The following is a 19132-nucleotide window of genomic DNA, read 5'->3' as shown; positions in this document are numbered from 1 at the left end:
ACAAAAAGGAGCGGCTGCTTGTCCGCCAGACCGACGGACCCCCCGGGGCACAGCCCCCTCGGACACGAGACCGGCACCCGGCGGGACGGTGCTCGATGAGCACCGTGAACGCGCTACTCGGCCTGCTGGCCGTCTTCGTCCTGACCGCGGGCACCGGTTACTTCGTCGCCCAGGAGTTCGCCTACGTCTCCGCCGACCGGCTCGCGCTGGCACGGGAGGCGGAGGCGGGTGACCGCAGGGCCGCCCGCGCCCTGCAGGTGCTGGAGCGGCTGTCGTTCATGCTGTCGGGTGCCCAGCTCGGCATCACCGTGACCGGTCTGGTCGTCGGTTTCATCGCGGAGCCCTCGGTGTCCGCGCTGCTCCGGCCCGCGCTCGGCGGCGTCGGCATCCCCGACGCCGCCGTCAGCGGCATCTCGGTCGTGCTGGCCTTCGCGGGTGCCACGGTCGTGCAGATGGTGCTCGGTGAGCTGGCTCCGAAGAACCTGGCCATCGCGGTGCCGGAGCGGCTGGCGAAGGCGCTGGCCGCCTCCACTCTGGCGTACCTGAAGGTCGTCGGCCCCGTCGTGCACGTCTTCGACGGCGCGGCCAACCGGCTGCTGCGCCGGATCGGCATCGAGCCGGTGGAGGAACTGCACCACGGCGCCACCCTGGAGGAGCTGGGCCATCTGATCGGTGAGTCCCACGAGCAGGGCGAGCTGCCCAAGGACACCGCCGCCCTCCTGGACCACGCCCTGGAGTTCTCCGAGCGGACGCTGGACGAGGTGATGGTCCCGCGCGTCGACGCGGTCTTCGTCCGCAGGGAGGCCACCGCGGCCGAGGCCATCGCCCTCATCGGCGAGCACGGTCACTCCAACTACCCCGTCCTCGGCGACCACCCGGACGACGTCACCGGCGTGCTCGGCGTACGCGAGCTGATGCGGCTGCCCGCGGACCGCATGTCCGCGACGACGGCGGGCGCGGTCGCGCGGCGTCCCCTCCTGCTGCCCGACACCCTGTCCCTCCCGGACGCCGTGGAGCGGATGCGGTCCACCGGCGACGAGTTCGCCGTGGTGCTGGACGAGCACGGCGGCGTGGCCGGGATCGTCACCTACGAGGACATCGCCGAGGAACTGGTCGGTGACATCGCCGACGAGACCGACACCGTCACCGAGATCGCCGTCCGGGATGGCGAGGGCTGGCTGGTGGACGCCGGACGCCGCCTGGACGAGATCGCCGAGGCCACCGGCGTGGCCCTGCCCGAGGAGGAGGACTACGACACCGTGGCCGGTCTGATCGTCGACCGCCTCGGCCGCTTCCCGACCGTGGGGGACCACCTCACCGTCACCCTGCCCGGCGGCGACAGCGCGCTGATCGACGTCCGCTCCCTCGACCGGCACGTGCCCGAGCGGGTGCGGATCCAGCGGCTGGCGGCCGGGAACGCGGAGGCGCAGGCATGAGTTTTCCCATGGCGCTCTTTGTCACCGTGCTGCTGCTGATCGGCAGCGGGTTCTTCGTCGCCGCCGAGTTCGCGCTGGTCGCCGCGAAGAGACACCGCATGGAGCGGGCCGCGGCCGAGGGGCAGCGCGGCGCCAAGGCGGCCCTCGCGGGCATGCGCGAACTGTCCCTGATGCTCGCGGGCGCCCAACTCGGCATCACCGTGTGCACGCTGGGCCTGGGCTCGGTGTCCAAGCCCGCGATCTCCCACGAACTCGACCCGCTGCTGCACGACCTGGGCCTGCCCAGCGCCCTCAGCTACGGCATCGCGTTCGCCGTCGCGATGATCGTCGTCGTCTTCCTGCACATGGTCGTCGGCGAGATGGCCCCCAAGTCATGGGCCATCGCCCACCCCGAGCGCTCGGCGATGCTGCTGTCCGCGCCCTTCCGGGCCGTGGTCAAGGTCGTACGGCCGCTGATCTGGGTGCTCAACAGGGTGAGCAACATGCTGGTACGGCTGTGCCGCGTCACCCCGCGCGACGAACTGGCCTCGGTCCACAACCGCGAGCAGCTCACCCACCTCGTCGAGGAGTCCGAGCGGCTGGGCCTGATCAGCAAGGACGACTCCGAACTGATCACCAACTCGCTCACCGAACCCCAGACGCCGGTGGGCGACCTCCAGATCCCGGCCGCCGCGATCACCTCCGTACCGGCCGACGCCGACCTCGACGCCGTACTCGCCACCGCGGCCGAGTACGACCGCAGCCGCCTGCTGGTGCGCGACGGGCCGGTGGTCGTCGGTTCGGTCCACGCCCGCGACGCCCTGATCGCCCGCGGGCGTGGCCGTTCCGCCACCGCCCGCGAACTCGCCCGCCCGGTACCGGAGCTGGCCGAACGGGACACCGTCGGCCACGCCATCGAGCAGCTCCGCCAGCGCCGCGCCACCCTCGCCGTCGTACGCGACGACACCGGACGGCTCACCGGCATGGTCACCCTGGATGACCTGCTGGCGAGGCTGCTGCACCCGCAGGGGGCGTGAGCCCCGGACGCGGCGGACTCCCGGGGCGTCGCTGGCACCATCGGAGCTGGAGCTGGAGCTGGAGCTGGAGCTGGAGCTGGAGCCGGAGCCGGAGCTGGAACCCGAACCGGCACCGGCCTCGGGGCAGAAGGCGTCGCGGACCTCGGTCAGGAGGTGTGACGATCGCGCGACTGTGGCCGCTCCCCGCCCAACCGTGGCGTCGACGCCGGATCGCCCCCGCGGCGGCTGGAACGTCCGGCGGCTGGAACGCCCGGCGTCCGGAACGTCCGGCGGCTGGCACGCCCGGCGTCCGATCGCTTCCCCGGAGCCAAGCCACGGGAAGCAAGCCAGGGGAAGCAAGCCGCGGGAAGCAAGCCGCGGGAGTCGAGCCGCAGGCGTCAGGACACGTCCCGACGCACACTCGTGGTGACCGCCAGCACCGCGAACACGAGGGTGTAGACGGCGAGGACGGCCCCGCCGCCCCAGCGCGGCAGCAGGTCCGCGGTCCCCATGGCCTCGGCCCCGGCGCCGAGCGCCCGCCCGGCGTTGAACGGCAGCCAGCGGGCCAGGTCGCCGATCAGCTGCCCGACGATGCCCTCGACCAGGGCGACCCACGCCAGCGCGACGGCGACCGCGCCGACGAGACCGCGGACGAGGGCGCCGACTCCCACCCCGATCGCGGCGAACGCCGCGTTCCAGGCGATGCCGCCGCCGATCGTGGCCCACATCGACGAGTCCGACCACTGGAAGGCCACGCCCTTGTCCGCCCACCAGGCGGCGGCGACGCCGAGGCCGACGAGGCCGCTCAGCACACCGGACACCGCGCCGAGGACCGGGTAGACCACGAGCTTCGCGCCGATGACGCGGCTGCGTGCGGGAGTGCTCAGATAGGTGTCGGTGATCGTCCTGTGCCGGTACTCCCCGGCGACCGCGAGGATTCCGAAGACCAGCGTGAGGACGGAGGTCACACCGACGTGGGCCAGCGCGCCGCTCTGCGCGGCCGTGTCGAGCCCCTCGTCGCTGGAGACCACCAGACCGCTGACACCGGCGATCATCAGCAAGGGGGACGCGGCCAGCAGGAGCCACGGGCTGCGGACGGTGCGCAGCTTCAGCACTTCGGTGCGGATCAGGATGTGCATGTCGCTCGTTCCTCGCGCTCAGCGGTGGGCCGGTGCCGTCGTGGCGCCGGTCGCGGGGTCGGTGTCCGGGTCCGACGTCAGCCGGAGGAACGCGGCTTCGAGCGTCTCCCCCTTCGCGGTCAGGTCGGCCAGTGGTCCCGAGTAGCGCAGCGTGCCCCCGGCGACGATGACCACGCGGTCCACGGTCTGCGCCACCTCGCTCAGTACATGGCTGGACATCAGCACCGTGCGGCCTTCCTCCGCCAGCCCGCGCAGCAGCTCCCGCAGATCGGCTACGCCAGCCGGGTCCAGCCCGTTGGCGGGCTCGTCCAGGACGAGCACCCCCGGTTCGCCGAGCAGGGCCGCGGCCAGCCCCAGCCGCTGACGCATCCCGAGCGAGTAACCGCCCACTCGCCGGTGCCCGGAACCGCCCAGGCCGACCCGGTCCAGCACCTCCTCGACCCGCGAGGCCGGGACGCCCCCGGCCCGGGCGAGGATCCGCAGGTGATCCCGGCCGCTCCGGCCGGGGTGGAAGCCGGTGGCCTCGAGGACCGCGCCGACGGCCCGCCTCGGCTCCGGCAGCTCGGCGTATCGGTGACCGTCGATCAGGGCGCGGCCCGCGGTGGGCGTCACCAGGCCCAGGAGCATGCGCAGCGTCGTGGTCTTCCCGGCCCCGTTCGGGCCGAGGAACCCGGTCACCACCCCGGGCTCGACAGCGAAGGTCAGGTCGTCGACCGCGGTCACCGCGCCATAGCGCTTGGTCAGTCCGTCGATCGTGATGCCGCCGCTCATGGCGTCCGTCGGCAGGGGGTCGGTGGAGTGGTCGCGTACATCGGAGGTCTTCCCTTCCTGGGTGTCCGGAACGTGCCTGCGACGCTCGGCATCGGGCGCCGACACCACCCTCGCGAGCCCGGCGCCGCGTGTCGTCGGACCGGCACGGTAAGAGCGGCTACCGCGGACGCGGTGACCGCGGGCCCGGCTACCGCGCCCGCGGTACGTCCGGCTGCCGCGCGAGGCCGACGAGGGTCCGTCGGAGGCCGCCTATCGTGAAGGCATGAACCCCCTCGCCCACCTGCGCCAGGCCGGTCGTCGGCATGCGCACCTGGCGGACGCGGCGATCGCGCTGGCTGTTCTCACCGCCACCCTGCTCACCGCCTTCGCGGGGCGTTCCGGCACCACCGGGGGCCACGGCACCACGGCGATCGCCGCCGCCGCGCTCAGCTGCGGCGTGCTGGCCGGGAGGCGCAGGCGGCCTTTGGTGGCACTGGGGGTGAGCGCGGCGGCGGCGGAGGTGTTCCTCGCCGAGAGCGGCGGCACCAGCGGGGTACTGATCCTGCTCGCCCCCCTGATCGCCCTCTACACCGTCGCCGACCTGGTCGAACGCCGCCCCGGCCTGATCCTCGGCTCCGGAGCGGTGGCCGCGCTCGCCCTCATCCACGTCGTGCACGGGCCCGCGTTGCTCGGCCCGCAGAACCTGGCGTTCATCGCGCTCGGCGGCCTGGCGATCGCGGCCGGGGACTCCTCCCGCAACCGCCGTGCCTACCTCGCCGAGGTCGAGCGTCGCGCCGAGCGCGCGGAACGCGAGCGCGAGCTGGACGCCCGACGACGCATCGCCGAGGAACGACTGCGCATCGCCCGCGACCTGCATGACGCCGTAGGACACCAGCTCGCCCTGATCAGCGTGCAGTCCAACGTCGCCGGGCAAGCCCTCGACCGCGATCCGGCGGCGGCGAGCGAGGCCATCGCCCATGTGAAGTCCGCCAGCCGCAAGGCCCTCGGCGAACTGCGCGACACCGTCACCCTGCTACGACAGCCCGGAGACCCCGCCGCCCCCACCGCGATCCCCGCGCCGGGGCTGGACGGCCTCGACGAACTCCTCGCCTCGCTGCGCGCCTCCGGCCTGGGCGTCGGCCTCCGCGTCGACGGCACGGCGGTACCCCTGGCACCCGCGGCCGACCTCACCGCGTACCGCGTGATCCAGGAAGCGCTGACCAACGTCTACAAGCACTCCCGCCGACGTCAGGCACGCCTGACCCTGAGCTACGACCGGCAGGAGCTGCGCATCACCGTCGACGACCCGGGAGGCGACCGCGCCGCCGACGAGCCCAGCCACGCCGACCGCCCGGTCCCGGCAGGGCGGCACGGCATCGCGGGCATGCGCGAACGGGTCCTGGCGCTCGGTGGGCACTTCGCCGCCGGGCCGCGCCCGGGCGGGGCCTTCCAGGTGACCGCGGACCTGCCCTACCAGCCCCTCGACCTCGCCCCGGAGCCCGCGCCGTGACCATCCGCGTAGTCATCGCCGACGACCAGCCCCTGGTCCGCACCGGTTTCAAGGCCCTGATCGAACCGGCCCCTGACCTGGAGGTGGTCGGCGAGGCCGGTGACGGGCGCGAGGCGGTACGCCTGGCCAAGGCCGCGCAGGCGGACCTGGTGCTGATGGACATCCGCATGCCGGTCCTGGACGGCCTCGCGGCGACCCGACTGATCACCGGGGACGAGGACCTCGCCGGGGTGAAGGTCCTGATCCTGACCACCTTCGAGATCGACGAGTACGTCTTCGAAGCGCTGCGTGCCGGGGCCAGCGGCTTTCTGGGCAAGAGCGCCGACGCGGAGGAACTGCTCCAGGCGGTCCGCACGGTCAGCCGAGGCGACGCACTGCTGTCCCCCGCCGCGACCAGAACCCTCATCAGCCGCTTCCTCGCCACCCCCGCCCCACCCCAGCCCTTGGACGAGGAGGGCCGTCGCGGTCTGGACGCGCTCACCGGCCGCGAACGGCAGATCACCACCCTCGTCGCGACCGGGCTGTCCAACGACGAGATCGCCGCGCGACTCGTCCTCAGCCCCGCCACCGTCAAGACCCACGTCAACCGCGCCATGGTCAAGGTCGGCGCCCGCGACCGCGCCCAACTCGTCGTCTTCGCCCACCGCAGCGGCCTGGCCGAACCCCTGTGACGCGAGGCTTGGGCGCACGCGGCGGCGGGATGGCCACCCTGGACGGTGGCCGTGCCGTCGGGGCACGCGAAGCAAGAACGAGCGGAGCCGGAGGGCGCGACTTCCGTCACGCCGCCCGGGGGGACTCGGCGGGTCCGACGGGTCGGTTCGGCGGGCCGGGCCGTTGGCATACGGCCCGGCAGGGCGGACCGGTGCCGGTCAGCCTTGTTCGCTCAGCCAGGCGGTGTCCGCGTCCTGGGCAGTCGGATGGGTCGGGAAGAACGGGTTGAGGCCGAGGACTCGGATGATGCGGCTGACGCGCTCGGGGACCGCGGCCAGTGCGATCGTCGAGTCGGTGGCCAGGGTGTGGTTGCGGGCGGCGATCAGGACGGTGAGGCCGGTCGAGTCGAGGAACGTGAGACCCGCCAGGTCCAGGACGAGTTGCTGGCCCGGCTGAAGTCCGAGTCCCGGCAGCGTGTCCCGGACGTCGGGAGCGGTGTGACGGTCCAGTTCTCCGGTCAGTTCGATGACCGCTCCGGCGCTGCCGGTGCGAACGTGGACGGTCAGGTTCTTGCTCATTCCTGCTCGTCACTTGGGGATCGGAGCACGTGGATGGCGAGGACGGCGGTGTCGTCGTCCACACCGGCGCCCAAGGTGTCGAGCAGGTCGCGGATCGCGTCGATGACCCCGGAGGCGGTGGTGGGGGCCAGGTCCTGGCAGAAGTCGAGGAGGGCGTCGTCACCGTAGCGTTCCCCACCGGTGGCCGCGGTGTGGGCCTCGGTGAGGCCGTCGGTGTGCAGGAGCAGGGTGTCACCGGGGGCGAGGTGGACGCTGGTGGTGGCGATGTGGGCGTCAGCGAGTACGCCGATGAGCTGGCCGCCGGGGGTGTGCAGGAAGACGGCGGTGCCGTCGGAGCGCATCAGTATGGCCGGTGGGTGACCACCGCTGGCCAGGGTGACGTGGAAACCGCCTCGGTCTTCGTCGGGGGTGAGGAGGCCGAAGACGACGGTGCAGAAGCGGGGGTCGGTGCCGTTGTACTCGTGGTTGAGGACGGTGTTGAGGTTGGCGAGGACGGCGGCGGGGTCGGAGTCGTAGACGGCGGCGGCGCGCAGCGTGTAGCGGGCCAGGGAGGTGACGGCCGCTGCGGCGGCGCCCTTGCCGCACACGTCGCCCAGGAACAGCCCCCAGGTGCCGGCCGCGAGGGGGAAGAGGTCGTAGAAGTCGCCGCCGACCTCGTCGACGGACGCGACGTGGTAGTGCGCGGAGACCTCCAGGCCGGGGACGTTCACCAGCTCCGGTGGCAGCAGGGTCTTCTGCAGGGTGGTGTTCAGGTCCTTGAGGCGGTCCCGTTCGAGGTCGGCCTCCTTGCGTGCGCGCAGTAGTTCAAGCTCGTAGGCGCGTCGATCGCGGGCGTCGAGGACGGTGGTGCGGATCAGCAGTGGCTGCCCGTCGTCGCCGCCTTTCACCGTTGAGGTGACCATCACGGGCAGACGGGAGCCGTCCGCGGCCTTCAGGTCGAGGGCGATGCCCTTGACCTCGCCCTGCATGCGCAGGAGCGGGGCGAAGTGCGTTTCGTGGTAGAGCCGACCGCCCACGGTCAGCAGGTCGGAGAAGTGTCTGCGCCCCACCAGGTCCCCGCGCTCGTATCCCAGCCAGTCCAGCAGAGTGGTGTTGATCCTCACGATCCGTCCGTCCGGCAGCGTGGAAAGGTAGCCGCAGGGCGCATGCTCGTACAGGTCCTCGGCGCTGTCCTCCAGCAGAGCGGAGAATCGAGCCTGCTCGTCAAGAGGTCCCTGAACCTCCCCGCGTCCACGGTTCTCGCCCTGGTCAGCGGCCCCGCGCATCAATCCGCACCACCCACGAACGTGGCTATGGCCGCGGCGGTCTCCTGCGGTGCGGAGAGCTGGGGGCAGTGCCCGGTCGCGTTCAGCGTCACCAAGCGGCTCACTGGTATCTGCGCGTGGACGAACGCGCCCACCTCCCGTGGGGCGATCGCGTCGCTGGAGCACTGTGCGACCAGCGTCGGCACCCGCACCCGGGCGAGGTCGGCGCGGTTGTCGGACAGGAACGTCACCCGGGCGAAGACGCGCGCGATGTCCGGGTCGGTGCGGCAGAAGCTGTTGGTCAGTTCCTCGCCCAGTTCCGGCCGCTCGGGGTTCCCCATGATCACCGGTGCCATCGCCCCCGACCAGCCCAGATAGTTCGCGTCCAGGGAATCGAGCAGCTCCTCGATGTCCGCGGCGCTGAAACCACCCCGGTAGCCGGTGTCCGGGTCGTCGACGAAGCACGGCGAGGGTGCGAGCAGCACCAACCCGGCGAACGCCTCGGGCTCCCGTACGGCGGCCAGCACGCCCATCATCGCGCTCACCGAATGTCCCACGAACGTGACGGGCCCCAGCGCCAGCTCCCGGCACAGCTCCAGCACGTCGTCCACGTAACCGTCGAGTGAGCCGTAGCGCTCCGGGTCCCACGCCGACAGGTTCGAGTTTCCGGAGCCCACGTGATCGAAGAGGACAACGGTGAAGTCGCGTTCGAGCGTCGGTACGACCAGACGCCACAGGTTCTGGTCGCACCCGAAACCGTGCGCCAGCATCACCACCGGCCCGTCGGCCCGTCCGGTCACTGTCACGTGGTTCCTGTCGCGCACGTCCATGCGGTGCGTCCTCCAAGGCATCGGGTCCGTCATCGGTGCGTATCCGCACGAGTCGGTCAGGCGGGTGGACGGCCCCGGTGCCGGGCCTCGTCCGCAGCCCGTCGGCCGGGACGGAGGACCTGTTCCGTGCTGGCGTCCCTCATGATCTGCCGCGCCTGCCCGGGGTCTTCCGCACGGATCGCCTCGGTCATCGCCGCCCGCGCCGTCTCGCAGGGGGTCCGGTGGGACCGCGGGCAGGGAGAGGACCGTCCTGGTGCCCTCGGGATACGGGCACGGTGTGGTCTCCCACGGGAAAGGAGTCGACGTGCACCACGCGGCCGTCGACGTGCACCACGCGGCCGTCGACGTGCACCACGCGGCCGTCGACGTGCACCACACGGCCGTCGACGGTCACCACGCGGCCGTCGACGGTCACCCGCGTCGCCATCTCGTCCCACGCCGCCCGGTCCAGGCCGATCCGGGTGACCGGCCCGAGGCGCTCGGTGAGCGCGGGGATCAGGGCGGGCGACTCGGCGGCGAGAATCCTGCAACGCGGCCACCACGCGCCGTCGAGCAGGTACGTCGTGAACGGCCGCAGCGAGACTGATCCGGAACGCGAAGAGGGCGTCGCCGAGTCGTGACCGCCGTCCGCCAGGACACCCGTCGGACTCGGGGGACCAGCCAATGTGCTCACCCGCCTGTTCGAGACCCCCTCGGCATCCCAACGTACTCCTGTCGGCGCACCGTCGCCGAGCGCGGCGGTCGCGGTCGGTTCTCCTGGGGAGTGCCGAAACCTCATCGAGAATTCTGCCCTGTCGGCGGAGTGATGTGCTTGGTTGCGGACACCCGCGAGCCGGGTTCGGAACCGAGCCCGGGGTGATCCTCCGGGCTCCCGCCCGGAGGGACGCTCTCGATCACCGCACGCATCGCACCCGTAGCGGGGACGTGGCTGCCAGCCGGAGTGGCCTGAGGGCACCGGCGGCCTTCGCGCACCGCCCCCGCTGCCGGTGTCTCCCCGGCGAGCAGCGCCGGGCGGACCCTGCGGACGTCCGGAGACGGATTGCACACCATGTCCCTGAGCGGTCCGAACTTCCCCTCGCGCGCCCGGCCCCACTGGGCTCCGTCGGCACGCCCTCGCCTTGCGGCCCGCCTACCGGCCTTGCTCCTCGTCGTCCTCGTCTTCTTCCTCCTCGTCCTCGTCCTCGTACTCGTACTGGGCGTCGGCGTCGTACTCGTCCTCGTCCTCGTACTGGGCCTCGGCGTCGTCCGAGTCGCCTTCTTCGGGCTCCTCGTCGTCCTCAAGGCCTTCCTCGTGCGATCGGACCACCTCGCCGTCGCGGATCTCGCCGCGCCAGCCCTCCAGGTCCTCGTCGTCGGAGAGAGTGACGTACCGCAGGAAGTGCTTGAGATCGAGGCGCAGGCGGCGGCCCTGTGCGCGCCAGATGTTGCCGGTCTTCTCGAAGAAGCCGGACGGGTAGTACTCGACCACGGCGACGACCCGTGTGAGATCCGGAGTCAGCTCGTGGAAGCTGACGGCCCCACGCGTGGTGCCTTTGCCGCCTTCGGAGTTCCAGACGATACGCTCATCGGGCACCTGCTCCTGGACGGTGGCCTTCCAACTGCGGTTGGAAAAAGCGATCTTGGCCTTCCAGTCACTCTCGACCTCGTCCGACTGCGAGACGCTCTGGACACCCTTGGTGAAGGAGCTGAACTCCTCCAGCTGGGTCCAGCGGTCGTACACGGTGCGCAGTGGCTTGCCGACGTCGACGACCTCGACGATGTTCGTGACCTTCACGCTCCCCGCCTTGCCACCGCCACCGCCGAAGGCGCCCTTCACGGTGTCGGCCACCTTGTCCTTCACGTCCCCCGCCTTCTCGCTGAGGAACGCCTTGACCGGCGACTCCCCTTCGCCGAGTACGCGTCTGCCGACGTTGAGCAAGGTGCTGTTGCCGTCGCCCACGTCTCCCAGGCCCTGCGCGAGATCGCTGATCTTGTCACTGGCCCTGTCCACCAGACGCTGGCCCTGCGCCGCAGCGAAGGCGGACAACTGCTCCTTGAGCTGGTCCATGCCGGAAGCGCCAGCGTGGGCGGCCTTCTCTTCCGTCCTGGCCATGACCTACCTCCTACGGCTGCCACGGGTGGATGCCTTGCCGGAGGCGCCGTTCTCCTTCGTCGGCTTGGGTCCGGCGGCCTTCCTCCCGGCGGCGGCCTTCCTCCCGGCGGCGACCTTCTTCGCCGGAGCGGTCCGGGGTGCGGACCTCTTCGCCGGGATCTTCTTCGCCCGGCTCCGACGGGGCGGCACCTGGGGTTCCTCCCCTCCTCCTTCTCCAGTCCCTTCTTCCTGCTCCCTTTCCTCGTCTCCTCCTTCCTCCTCATCGTCCGGTTCCGTGCCCTTGGACGATTCCTCGGCCTCGTCGCCCGGGCGGCCCACGAGAGAGTCGGTGCGCTGCTGCAGCGAGGCGGCCAGCGCTCCCAGACGGCGATCGGCAGTCGCGGAGAGGGCGGATCGAGCGGCTCCCATGAGTTCCCCACGCATCTGCTCCAGCAACTGCGCGGCCTGCGGACTTCCGTATGCCTTGCGCAGCGCTCGGTTGAGCAGCTCCCTGGGGCTCAGCAGCCCTTGCCCGGCGAGTACGGAGGCGGCCCCGATGGCTACTTTGCCCTTCTTGGTACGACCCAACACGTATCCTGCGGCGAGGGCGGCGGCGAGCGTGGCTTGCGTCTCGGTTTCCATGAGTGACCTCAAGTACAGTCAGCGAAGAGTGACCTCAAGTTACGGTCAGCGAATCGTGCTGCTCAGGTCGCATGCGACCCTGTCGCCAGGCTTGCGAGTGCCCCCACCCCCTGCGCCCCGGCCGGGTGACTGCGACCCCCCTTCCACCTTCCTCCCACATCCGCACGTTCGCATCTCCCCAGAGGCCCCGGTAAGGGGCCCGGCCCCGGCGAACACCGCAGCCGTCCGTCCAGCCCGAAGAGGTGTCTCCCGCAGCGCTGCCCCGGCACGGTCGAGACTGACGAGCGCGAGCCGCGGCGCAACGTCGTGCGCACGGTGCTTGAGCGAGTCGTCGATGATCGCCCTGCCGCTCCACACGTGCGGGTTGAAGCCCTCCGGCGGGGATGCCGTGCAGTTGGGCCATGCCTGTCGGCAGCGGGGCGAGCAGGTTGCGCTGCACGGCCTCGGCGACGGCGCGCTGACGGCCGTAGCGGCGGGTGTTGTCGACGACCACGCCGACCCGGCGGCCGACGTCACTCACCGGCGCTTCACACCTGGTTGAGATCGATCTCTACGGCGAAGGGGGCGGCAACCTTCACGACACCAGTGAACACGTCCCCGTTCCGGTAGGTCTTCGTCGCGGGGTCGAGCAGGTACGTATAGACCAGAGGGGTCCCCGTCGCGGCCTGCTCGATCCGCCAGTAGAAGGCGATCCCGGCCTTGGCGTACTGGTCGGTCTTCACGATCCGGTCGGTGGTCTCGGAGCCCGGCGAAACCACCTCGGCCACGAGGAGCACGTGCTCGGGCCGGGTGGGCGTGACGTCGATCGTGTCCGCGCGGTAGACGATGACGTCGGGACGGCGATTGGTCAGCGGGACGTCCTGGAGCCGGACGTCGAAGCCCGTGTCGGCGTTCCAGTCGGGCCCCGCGGCGGCGTCCAGGGCGTTCGCCAGGAGCCGGGCCAGCCGATTGTGCCGCTTGGACGCGCCAGGGCCCTTGGACGCCGTACAGGAGACTGGCCGTACGGATCACCGCCACAGGGCAATGACAACTTCGCCTGGGTGCAGTACGCCCTCGGCGCACTGGTACCCGGTGGTCGGGCAGTGGTGGTCATGCCGGTCAAGGCGGGCAACTCGGTCAACACTGCCGAGCGCGAGATCCGCCGCGCCCTGGTCCGTGGAGGGGCCGTGGAGTGTGTCATCACGCTGCCGTCCCATCTGTTCTCCGCGACGCCCGTGCCGGTGTCCCTGTGGGTGCTGCGACGAGCGGAGCATCCGGAGAGGGAAGGCATCCTGTTCGTCGACGCCCAGGATCTGGGGACGAAGGTCCGGCGTCGACGCGTACTGCGGGACACGGATTGCGAAGCGATCACGGCCGTGGTCCGCCCATGGCTCGACGGGGAGCGGTGCCCGGACGGCGAGTACGCGGTGCGTGCGGCTGAGAGAGGCTTCTCTGCTGTCGTCGTGGCCCGCCAGGTCGTCGCCGACGAAGGGTGCTCACTCCGCCCTGCCGACTACCTGGGGAGCGGAAAGTACGGCGCTGCTCCCGCCACGGCCCAACTGCTCGAAGCAGGTGAGGTGGTGGGTCGTAGGGACGAGCTGCTTCTGCCGGAGCGGCGGGCGAGGGAATCAGGGAACGGCTATCGCACGGGTTCGGGACCCGGCGGCTGGAACGAGGCAGTGCTTGGGGAACTGTGCGAAATCCGACCCGGGCCGTCGTACACCCGCCTGCCCGCAGTGGCACGCACAGCGGACGCTGGCGTTCCGCTCGTCTTCCCGCAGGATCTCGTTGACGGGAGGATCGCGGACAAAACCCGGGACCGTGTGCCCTGGGAGATGGCCGAGCGTTTCAAGAGGTTCGAGTTGCTTCCGAACGACATCGTCTGCGTACGCACGGGTGCGCAGCAACGACCCGCGCTGGTCTCCGGCACGCAGACCGGATGGCTGCTCAGCTCGAATGTGACGCGGCTGCGCGCACGCCCGGATGTCGAGATCGACCCTCAGTACCTCCATGCCTACCTGGGCCTCCGGTACTCGCGTGAGTGGATGTCCCACCGCGCGGCGGCTACGGCGGCCCCGTCACTGAGCTCTGCTGCTCTGGGCCACCTTCCCGTGCGCTTTCCGCCGATCGGGCACCAGCGGCGGAGCGTGCGTCTTCTCGATGAGCTCGGCCGACGCGCCGACGCGTATGCCTCGTACGTCTCGGCACTTGGCCGGTTGCGGGCCGAACTCGCCGAACACCTGCTGCATGGCTCGGTCGAGCCGCTGTGAGGGCCTGCCGCCGCTGGGCCCCTCGCACGTCTCCCTTCCCGCCCGTAACCCTCGAAAGGATCTACGTCCATGCCCGAATCGACAGGTCGTTCCGCACGTACGTGGCAACTGTGGCTGGCGCTGTACGTTGCCTGCTCCATGGTGGTCGGCCTCTTCGTCAGCCTGTTGGTGATGCGGTCAGGCGTTGGTTCTACCGATGCCGTCCTAGCAGGGGGAGGAGGCTTCGCGACTTCCTTCGCCCTGTGCCTCGCACTGCCCGCGGCGGTAGGCGAACTCAAACGGCGGAGCAACTGACCCGGACCGACCGTCCGCGCGGCTGAGCCCGGCCGACAAAAAGGCCCAGGTCTCTGACCTGGGCCTCAGTCGTGGAGCGGGTGACGAGAATCGAACTCGCGCTCTCAGCTTGGGAAGCGACGGCGCTCGCGCGAGCGTGCAGCTGCTGACCTGCGTGAATTCAATGTGCTGCGGTAGGCGTGGGCGTCCTGTGGCACCGCTGTTGACCTTAAGTGTCCGCTCTGAAAGGCATGCTGTGGGCACGACACCGCGAGGTGGACGAACACTGCGCTGATGCGGACTGCTCGGTGTCCCGGCTCGGGGACGCGCGGAGCGACTGAGCACAGCCGTTGCTGTCGCAGAGGCGGCGAGCACGTTGCGGTTCCACGGCCCGATGCCTCCCACTCATGGTGGGCGCGACCAGCTCTGTCGTTTGCGATCGCGGCATCCGATGAGCCGAAGGACGAGGTGCCCGCGTGTGTCATTTTGGTACATGGACTACTCTTGGTACATGTCCATGAAGCGCACGAACGTCTACGCCGATCCCGAAGACCTGGCGATCATCAAAGAGGCCGCGAAGCGCCGGGGGATAAGCGAGGCCGAGATCATCCGCCAGGGCATCCACCTCGCGGCCATGGCGAACAGGGTGTGGGACGAGCCGCTGTTCTCGCGCACCTTCGAGGGGACGGGTCGCACGCCCTCCAAGTCGGAGGTGCGTGACACGGTCGCCGACGCTGTCCGCCGTGAGACCGACTCGGATTCCGGAACCGCCGCGTGATCATTGTCGTCGCCGACACGTCCGGCCTCCTGGCGGCCCTGGACTCGGCTCACCCGGAACACCGGGCGGCGAACGAGGCGATCATGGCGGCCGGCCTCCTCGTCATGTCCCCGCTGCTGCTGGCCGAACTGGATCACGTGGCCACGCGCGAACTCGGCAGGGTGGCCGCCCACAGCGCGGTCGACGACCTGAGGCGCTGGATGAGCCGGGGTCGTGTCGTCATGCCGGAGATCACGGAGGACCACCTGGGCGCCGCCCAGTCCGTCCGTGTCCGCTACCGTGCGCTGGACCTCGACCTCACTGACGCGGTCAACGTGGCGCTCGCTGCCGACTACGACACGGACGCGATCCTGACCCTCGACCGACGTGACTTCCGGGCCGTACGCCCCTTGGGCCACCACAAGGCGTTTCGGGTACTCCCCGACGATCTCCCGCTCTGACGCGAGGAGAGTTGCACTTGCGTCTTGAGCCTGGGAAGTGACGGTAGCTCGTGCGGCTCTGACACGCACGGAAGTTGTGCGGAGGGTGGGGACGGCCGCTGAGAACACATGCAGCCGTGTCTCCCTCATGCTGCCCGCGCTACGTTGGGCCTCACTGCAGGCCTGGACGACTAAACCCCCAGGCTGACGACCTGGGGGTTCGTATTGGAGCGGGTGACGAGAATCGAACTCGCGCTCTCAGCTAGGGAAGCGGCGGCGCTCGCACCGGCTTCACAGCTCTGACCAGCACGGATACCTGGACCTCGGGGTGGTCCTGCGCGTCGGATCGCACCGCTGTTGACCGTGGGTTTCCGCCCTTACGGGCACGCGGAGGGAACGTACTTCCGGAAAGGGCCGAAGCTGGCTTCATCGGGGGGCAACTCCGCACGGTCCGCACCATGCGCAGATCAGCCGTAGAGGCAGCGTTGCTGTTGCACAGCCCACCACCCTCCGCGCCCTCGCTATCGGACCACGGCCCGTACACGCACTGTGCGCTATGCCATATCGAATGGCATACTTGACGTGTGACTGATGACGTGGACTTCCCACCCGGCGACGGCCCCACCAGCGGTATCTCCGTCACGCTGACCGCCGGAACCCTTCAGGCGATCCGCGAGCGGGTCGGCAAGCGAGGCGTCTCGGCGTACCTGGAGAAGGCGGCCCAGCGCCAGATCGAGCGCGACAACCTGGACGAGTTGATCGCGGACTTCGACAAGATGCACGGCCCGGCCGACCCCGCGGCCGTGGCGGCCAAGCGCGCCCGACTGACCGGAGGCGACTCGAACGCCGGGGTAGCCGCGTGAGCGGTGCCCTGGTCCTGGACAGCGAGGGCCTGGCAAAGGCCGTGCAGAGGGATCGGGAAATTCACGAGTGGCTGACGGCGGCGCGCGACGCGGACCTGCCAGTGATCACCTCGGCCGCCGTGCTGGTCGAGGCGATCCACCCGAAGATCAATGACGCCGCCCTGAAGTGGACCCTGTCCCGCCTGAGTGTCGAGCCGGTGACCCAAACCCTCGCGCAGTCCGCTGCCGCCTTGCTGCGTGCGGCGGGGCTGCACGGCCACAAGTACGCCATCGACGCCATGCTGTGCGCGACCGCCCTGCAGCATCCCGGCCGGGTGACGATCCTGACCTCGGACGTGGAAGACATCGGGTTGCTCACTGCCGAGCATCCGCGCGTGAGCGCGGAGAAGGTCTGAGACGAGGCACCTTGTAGAACGGCGCTCGCTGCGCACGGGGTTGCCCGGAGGTTGACCGTGCTGGTTGTTTCCGCTTCCTCACACCCCGCTGCTCAGCGTTCTGCCGCGAATCTGCAACGTGACCACTGATCACAGCGGGCAGCAAAAAGGCCCGGGTCTCTGACCTGGGCCTTAGCCGTGGAGCGGGTGACGAGAATCGAACTCGCGCTCTCAGCTTGGGAAGCGACGGCGCCTGGGGCGGCCGTGGGTGTGTGACCTGTGGGTTCGCCGTACACGCCCAGCGGTCCGAGTGCCGGGAGACACCGCTGCAGACCGTGGTTCTCCGTCCGTACGGGCACACGGAGGGCACGTCGCCCAAGGGGGCCTGCGGGGAAGCGGGAAGAACGGCCTCCGGTGCCTGTACCTGGATGTATGGAGGCGGCCTTCGACGCCGAGTTGCGGTTGCGCATGGAGCCGTCGGCTCCCTGGGTGCGGAGCGGTCCCTTCTCGGAGCTCGGGCATGGTGGGACATCGTCACCGACGGCACGACCCGCACGCCGTGAGGAGGCCGAGGCCGCCTCGGTCATGCTGACCAATGCCGGGCTTCATGGTCACAAGTACGCCGTCGATGCCGCAGTGGCCGAGATGGCGTCGCGGCAGCGTCGTCCCGTCGTCATGCTCACCTCGGACATCGACGACATGGCAAAGCTGTGTGAGAACAGAGTGAACCTCGTGGCCGTGTAGGCGACGCCCCAGACCCCCAGGGCGAGATGTGCGGCCGACCCTGGGATGCCCGCTCGTCGACTGTTTGAAGGGCTCCGAAACGCACCACCTGAAGGAGCCGAGGCCCGGTTCCGGCGGGCGTTCCGAGATCCGGATCATCTTCGCCTTCGACCCGGCCCGATCCGCTCCGCGCTGCTGCTCATCGACGGCGACAAGGCGGGAAAGCGGGAGCGCTGGTACCGCGATCACATCCCGCCGGCTGAACAGCTCTGCCGTGACTGCAACGGCGACGACGAGGACTGAGAAGCGGCGGTCGGCACCCACGGAGCACCCGGGACCGTTGGGCCGCGGGTGCCCGGCCTTGTCCGCTCGGACCGTCACGGCCTGTCACGTTCCGTCAGGATGCCGACGCCGCCCCTCGACCGGACGCCGCCCTTCGACCGGGTGTCAGGCCGAGTTGTGGCGGGCGCCGCCCTCGACGTGGATCGTCTCGCCGGAGACGAAGCCCGCTCGCAGGAGCCACATCACCGTGTCGACGACATCGTCCGTGCTGCCGTGACGTCCCACGAAGGTCCTGGCCGCGCTCCTGCCCAGCACATCGGCCTTCTTCTCCCCGAGCCGGTCCCACGCGCCGGAGTCCACGACACCGGGCGAGACGGCGTTGACCCGCACCGGCGCCAGATCCGCCGCCAGATGGCGCGCGGCATACTCGACCGCGCCGTTGGTGACCCCCTTGACCAGTGATCCCGGCCCGGGGCGCCAGCCGACCACACCGGAGAAGAGCACCATCGACCCGGTAGACCGCAGTACCGGCGCGAAATGCTTGGCCACCAGCATCGGGCCCGCCACCTTCGCCGTGAACGCGGCCAGCAGGCTGTCGCGGTCCAGCTCGGTGGCGCGCACGTCGTGCGGCGCCGAACCGGTCGTCACGATGTGGTCGACTCCCTCTCCCAAGCGCTCCGCCGCGGCCGCGATCGTCGACTCGTCCTGCAGATCGATCCGCACCGCCATGGCGCCGATCTCGCATGCCTGCGCCTCGGCCGCGGCCAGGTTGCGGGCACCGATCACCACCTCGTACCCGTCCTTCGCCGCACGCCTCGCGACGGCCGCACCGAGTGCCCGTGCGCCGCCGATGACCAGGATCCGCTCCATGTGCTTCCCCGCCCTCTCGTAGGATCGGGTGAACGGTATAGTTTTGATACCGGTATCTTCAACGAAACCGGGGGCAGTCATGGGTAAGGCGTACAACGTGATGGCGGCGTCCTGCCCGAGCCGCACGGTGCTGCACCGAATCGGCGCCCGTTGGACCGTGTTCGTCGTCAACGCCCTTGAGGAAGGGCCTCGCCGTTTCAGCGAACTGAAGGGGCACATCAGGGGCATCACATCGAAGGCCCTGACCGAGACCCTGCGCTCCCTGGAGGCCGACGGCCTGATCAGCCGCCACGAGTATGACGAGAACCCGCCCCGCGTCGAGTACGCCCTGACACCGCTGGGCCGCTCCCTGCTCGTGCCCCTGCGGGCCGTGCGGCTCTGGGCCGAAGAGCATGTCCCGGACATCGAGATGGCCCGGGCCCGCCGACAGGCGCTCTGAGCCATGTCCGCTCCGC

At 70.3% G+C, this 19132-nt stretch carries 20 protein-coding genes and 2 pseudogenes; 12 read left to right on the top strand and 10 right to left on the bottom strand.

The annotated features are described in order from the left end of the window. Positions 1 to 95 precede the first annotated feature (95 nt). Together ACFVQG_RS09255 and ACFVQG_RS09250 are read left to right on the top strand one after the other, a co-directional pair. Entirely contained in the window at positions 96 to 1436 is a 1341-nt protein-coding gene (locus ACFVQG_RS09255) for a hemolysin family protein (RefSeq protein ID WP_383378600.1), read from the top strand. Next, on the top strand, positions 1433 to 2452 hold the full coding sequence (locus ACFVQG_RS09250) for a hemolysin family protein (RefSeq protein ID WP_383378598.1): 1020 nt from the start codon (positions 1433 to 1435) through the stop codon (positions 2450 to 2452). Before ACFVQG_RS09255 ends, ACFVQG_RS09250 begins: the two co-directional genes overlap by 4 nt. A gap of 377 nt (positions 2453 to 2829) precedes the next feature. On the opposite strand, the gene ACFVQG_RS09245 is transcribed toward ACFVQG_RS09250, so the two are convergent. Beyond that, a complete protein-coding gene (locus ACFVQG_RS09245; RefSeq protein WP_383378596.1) occupies positions 2830 to 3570 on the bottom strand; it encodes a hypothetical protein in 741 nt (246 codons plus the stop codon). An 18-nt stretch (positions 3571 to 3588) separates the two neighbouring features. Beyond that, entirely contained in the window at positions 3589 to 4446 is an 858-nt protein-coding gene (locus ACFVQG_RS09240) for an ABC transporter ATP-binding protein (protein WP_383378594.1), read from the bottom strand. A gap of 157 nt (positions 4447 to 4603) precedes the next feature. Here ACFVQG_RS09240 and ACFVQG_RS09235 point away from each other — a divergent pair, with 157 nt between their 5' ends. After that, a complete protein-coding gene (locus ACFVQG_RS09235) occupies positions 4604 to 5830 on the top strand; it encodes a sensor histidine kinase (RefSeq protein WP_383378591.1) in 1227 nt (408 codons plus the stop codon). Further along, positions 5827 to 6501 (top strand): response regulator, encoded by a 675-nt coding sequence (locus ACFVQG_RS09230; RefSeq protein WP_383378588.1) that lies wholly within the window; start codon positions 5827 to 5829, stop codon positions 6499 to 6501. Before ACFVQG_RS09235 ends, ACFVQG_RS09230 begins: the two co-directional genes overlap by 4 nt. Positions 6502 to 6699: 198 nt before the next feature. Here ACFVQG_RS09230 and ACFVQG_RS09225 read toward each other — a convergent pair whose 3' ends face one another. The 6 genes from ACFVQG_RS09225 to ACFVQG_RS09200 form a co-directional block, all read right to left on the bottom strand. Beyond that, a complete protein-coding gene (locus tag ACFVQG_RS09225; protein ID WP_383378586.1) occupies positions 6700 to 7059 on the bottom strand; it encodes an STAS domain-containing protein in 360 nt (119 codons plus the stop codon). Beyond that, on the bottom strand, positions 7056 to 8324 hold the full coding sequence (locus ACFVQG_RS09220) for a PP2C family protein-serine/threonine phosphatase (RefSeq protein WP_383378584.1): 1269 nt from the start codon (positions 8322 to 8324) through the stop codon (positions 7056 to 7058). Before ACFVQG_RS09220 ends, ACFVQG_RS09225 begins: the two co-directional genes overlap by 4 nt. Then, positions 8324 to 9133 (bottom strand): alpha/beta fold hydrolase, encoded by an 810-nt coding sequence (locus ACFVQG_RS09215; RefSeq protein ID WP_383378582.1) that lies wholly within the window; start codon positions 9131 to 9133, stop codon positions 8324 to 8326. Before ACFVQG_RS09215 ends, ACFVQG_RS09220 begins: the two co-directional genes overlap by 1 nt. Before the next feature lie 187 nt (positions 9134 to 9320). Then, a complete protein-coding gene (locus ACFVQG_RS09210; RefSeq protein WP_383378580.1) occupies positions 9321 to 9797 on the bottom strand; it encodes a DUF5994 family protein in 477 nt (158 codons plus the stop codon). A 465-nt stretch (positions 9798 to 10262) separates the two neighbouring features. Further along, the gene (locus tag ACFVQG_RS09205; RefSeq protein WP_383378578.1) at positions 10263 to 11225 is read right to left on the bottom strand and encodes an SRPBCC family protein; all 963 of its coding nucleotides are present in this window, start codon (positions 11223 to 11225) and stop codon (positions 10263 to 10265) included. A 3-nt stretch (positions 11226 to 11228) separates the two neighbouring features. Further along, the gene (locus ACFVQG_RS09200; RefSeq protein ID WP_383378576.1) at positions 11229 to 11846 is read right to left on the bottom strand and encodes a hypothetical protein; all 618 of its coding nucleotides are present in this window, start codon (positions 11844 to 11846) and stop codon (positions 11229 to 11231) included. A gap of 319 nt (positions 11847 to 12165) precedes the next feature. Here ACFVQG_RS09200 and ACFVQG_RS09195 point away from each other — a divergent pair, with 319 nt between their 5' ends. After that, positions 12166 to 12387 (top strand): hypothetical protein, encoded by a 222-nt coding sequence (locus ACFVQG_RS09195; RefSeq protein WP_383378574.1) that lies wholly within the window; start codon positions 12166 to 12168, stop codon positions 12385 to 12387. On the opposite strand, the pseudogene ACFVQG_RS09190 reads toward ACFVQG_RS09195, so the two are convergent. Further along, positions 12374 to 12817 (bottom strand): annotated as a pseudogene (locus ACFVQG_RS09190) (Uma2 family endonuclease); the annotation flags it as partial. The gene ACFVQG_RS09195 and the pseudogene ACFVQG_RS09190 overlap by 14 nt on opposite strands. Between ACFVQG_RS09190 and ACFVQG_RS09185 the strand changes: the two are divergent. From ACFVQG_RS09185 to ACFVQG_RS09160, 6 genes and pseudogenes are all read left to right on the top strand, one after another. Continuing rightward, positions 12797 to 14095 (top strand): N-6 DNA methylase, encoded by a 1299-nt coding sequence (locus ACFVQG_RS09185; protein WP_383379735.1) that lies wholly within the window; start codon positions 12797 to 12799, stop codon positions 14093 to 14095. The pseudogene ACFVQG_RS09190 and the gene ACFVQG_RS09185 sit on opposite strands and share 21 nt — an antisense overlap. 784 nt (positions 14096 to 14879) lie before the next feature. Next, positions 14880 to 15146, top strand: coding sequence for a CopG family transcriptional regulator (locus tag ACFVQG_RS09180; protein ID WP_383378572.1), 267 nt, complete (start codon positions 14880 to 14882; stop codon positions 15144 to 15146). Continuing rightward, a complete protein-coding gene (locus tag ACFVQG_RS09175; RefSeq protein ID WP_383378570.1) occupies positions 15143 to 15586 on the top strand; it encodes a PIN domain-containing protein in 444 nt (147 codons plus the stop codon). Before ACFVQG_RS09180 ends, ACFVQG_RS09175 begins: the two co-directional genes overlap by 4 nt. 563 nt (positions 15587 to 16149) lie before the next feature. Beyond that, positions 16150 to 16428: a hypothetical protein gene (locus ACFVQG_RS09170; RefSeq protein WP_210924166.1), complete on the top strand. Its 279-nt coding sequence runs from the start codon at positions 16150 to 16152 to the stop codon at positions 16426 to 16428. Next, positions 16425 to 16823 carry a PIN domain-containing protein gene (locus tag ACFVQG_RS09165; protein ID WP_383378567.1) on the top strand — a complete coding sequence of 133 codons (399 nt, stop codon included), beginning with the start codon at positions 16425 to 16427 and terminating at the stop codon, positions 16821 to 16823. The genes ACFVQG_RS09170 and ACFVQG_RS09165 overlap by 4 nt, the downstream gene beginning before the upstream one ends. Positions 16824 to 17351: 528 nt before the next feature. Next, positions 17352 to 17546, top strand: a pseudogene (locus tag ACFVQG_RS09160) (DNA-binding protein); the annotation flags it as partial. 426 nt (positions 17547 to 17972) lie between these two features. Here ACFVQG_RS09160 and ACFVQG_RS09155 read toward each other — a convergent pair. Continuing rightward, positions 17973 to 18758 (bottom strand): SDR family oxidoreductase, encoded by a 786-nt coding sequence (locus ACFVQG_RS09155; protein WP_383378566.1) that lies wholly within the window; start codon positions 18756 to 18758, stop codon positions 17973 to 17975. Between ACFVQG_RS09155 and ACFVQG_RS09150 the strand changes: the two genes are divergently transcribed. After that, on the top strand, positions 18757 to 19116 hold the full coding sequence (locus tag ACFVQG_RS09150; protein WP_383378564.1) for a winged helix-turn-helix transcriptional regulator: 360 nt from the start codon (positions 18757 to 18759) through the stop codon (positions 19114 to 19116). The two genes, ACFVQG_RS09155 and ACFVQG_RS09150, sit on opposite strands and share 2 nt — an antisense overlap. Positions 19117 to 19132: the final 16 nt, after the last annotated feature.

It is taken from the genome of Streptomyces sp. NPDC057877, assembly GCF_042796855.1.
Classification (GTDB): Bacteria; Actinomycetota; Actinomycetes; order Streptomycetales; family Streptomycetaceae; genus Streptomyces.
Note: the sequence above shows the minus strand (reverse complement) of the source record. Positions and strands in the feature narration are given on the sequence as shown.

What these genes read in the sequence shown, in the direction of transcription:
- ACFVQG_RS09255 (WP_383378600.1), top strand. Translation starts at nt 96, where the DNA reads ATGAGCACCGTGAACGCGCTACTCGGCCTGCTGGCCGTCTTCGTCCTG.
- ACFVQG_RS09250 (WP_383378598.1), top strand. Translation starts at nt 1,433, where the DNA reads ATGAGTTTTCCCATGGCGCTCTTTGTCACCGTGCTGCTGCTGATCGGC.
- ACFVQG_RS09245 (WP_383378596.1), bottom strand. Translation starts at nt 3,570, where the DNA reads ATGCACATCCTGATCCGCACCGAAGTGCTGAAGCTGCGCACCGTCCGC.
- ACFVQG_RS09235 (WP_383378591.1), top strand. Translation starts at nt 4,604, where the DNA reads ATGAACCCCCTCGCCCACCTGCGCCAGGCCGGTCGTCGGCATGCGCAC.
- ACFVQG_RS09225 (WP_383378586.1), bottom strand. Translation starts at nt 7,059, where the DNA reads ATGAGCAAGAACCTGACCGTCCACGTTCGCACCGGCAGCGCCGGAGCG.
- ACFVQG_RS09220 (WP_383378584.1), bottom strand. Translation starts at nt 8,324, where the DNA reads ATGCGCGGGGCCGCTGACCAGGGCGAGAACCGTGGACGCGGGGAGGTT.
- ACFVQG_RS09215 (WP_383378582.1), bottom strand. Translation starts at nt 9,133, where the DNA reads ATGGACGTGCGCGACAGGAACCACGTGACAGTGACCGGACGGGCCGAC.
- ACFVQG_RS09205 (WP_383378578.1), bottom strand. Translation starts at nt 11,225, where the DNA reads ATGGCCAGGACGGAAGAGAAGGCCGCCCACGCTGGCGCTTCCGGCATG.
- ACFVQG_RS09200 (WP_383378576.1), bottom strand. Translation starts at nt 11,846, where the DNA reads ATGGAAACCGAGACGCAAGCCACGCTCGCCGCCGCCCTCGCCGCAGGA.
- ACFVQG_RS09180 (WP_383378572.1), top strand. Translation starts at nt 14,880, where the DNA reads ATGTCCATGAAGCGCACGAACGTCTACGCCGATCCCGAAGACCTGGCG.
- ACFVQG_RS09150 (WP_383378564.1), top strand. Translation starts at nt 18,757, where the DNA reads ATGGGTAAGGCGTACAACGTGATGGCGGCGTCCTGCCCGAGCCGCACG.
- ACFVQG_RS09155 (WP_383378566.1), bottom strand. Translation starts at nt 18,758, where the DNA reads ATGACTGCCCCCGGTTTCGTTGAAGATACCGGTATCAAAACTATACCG.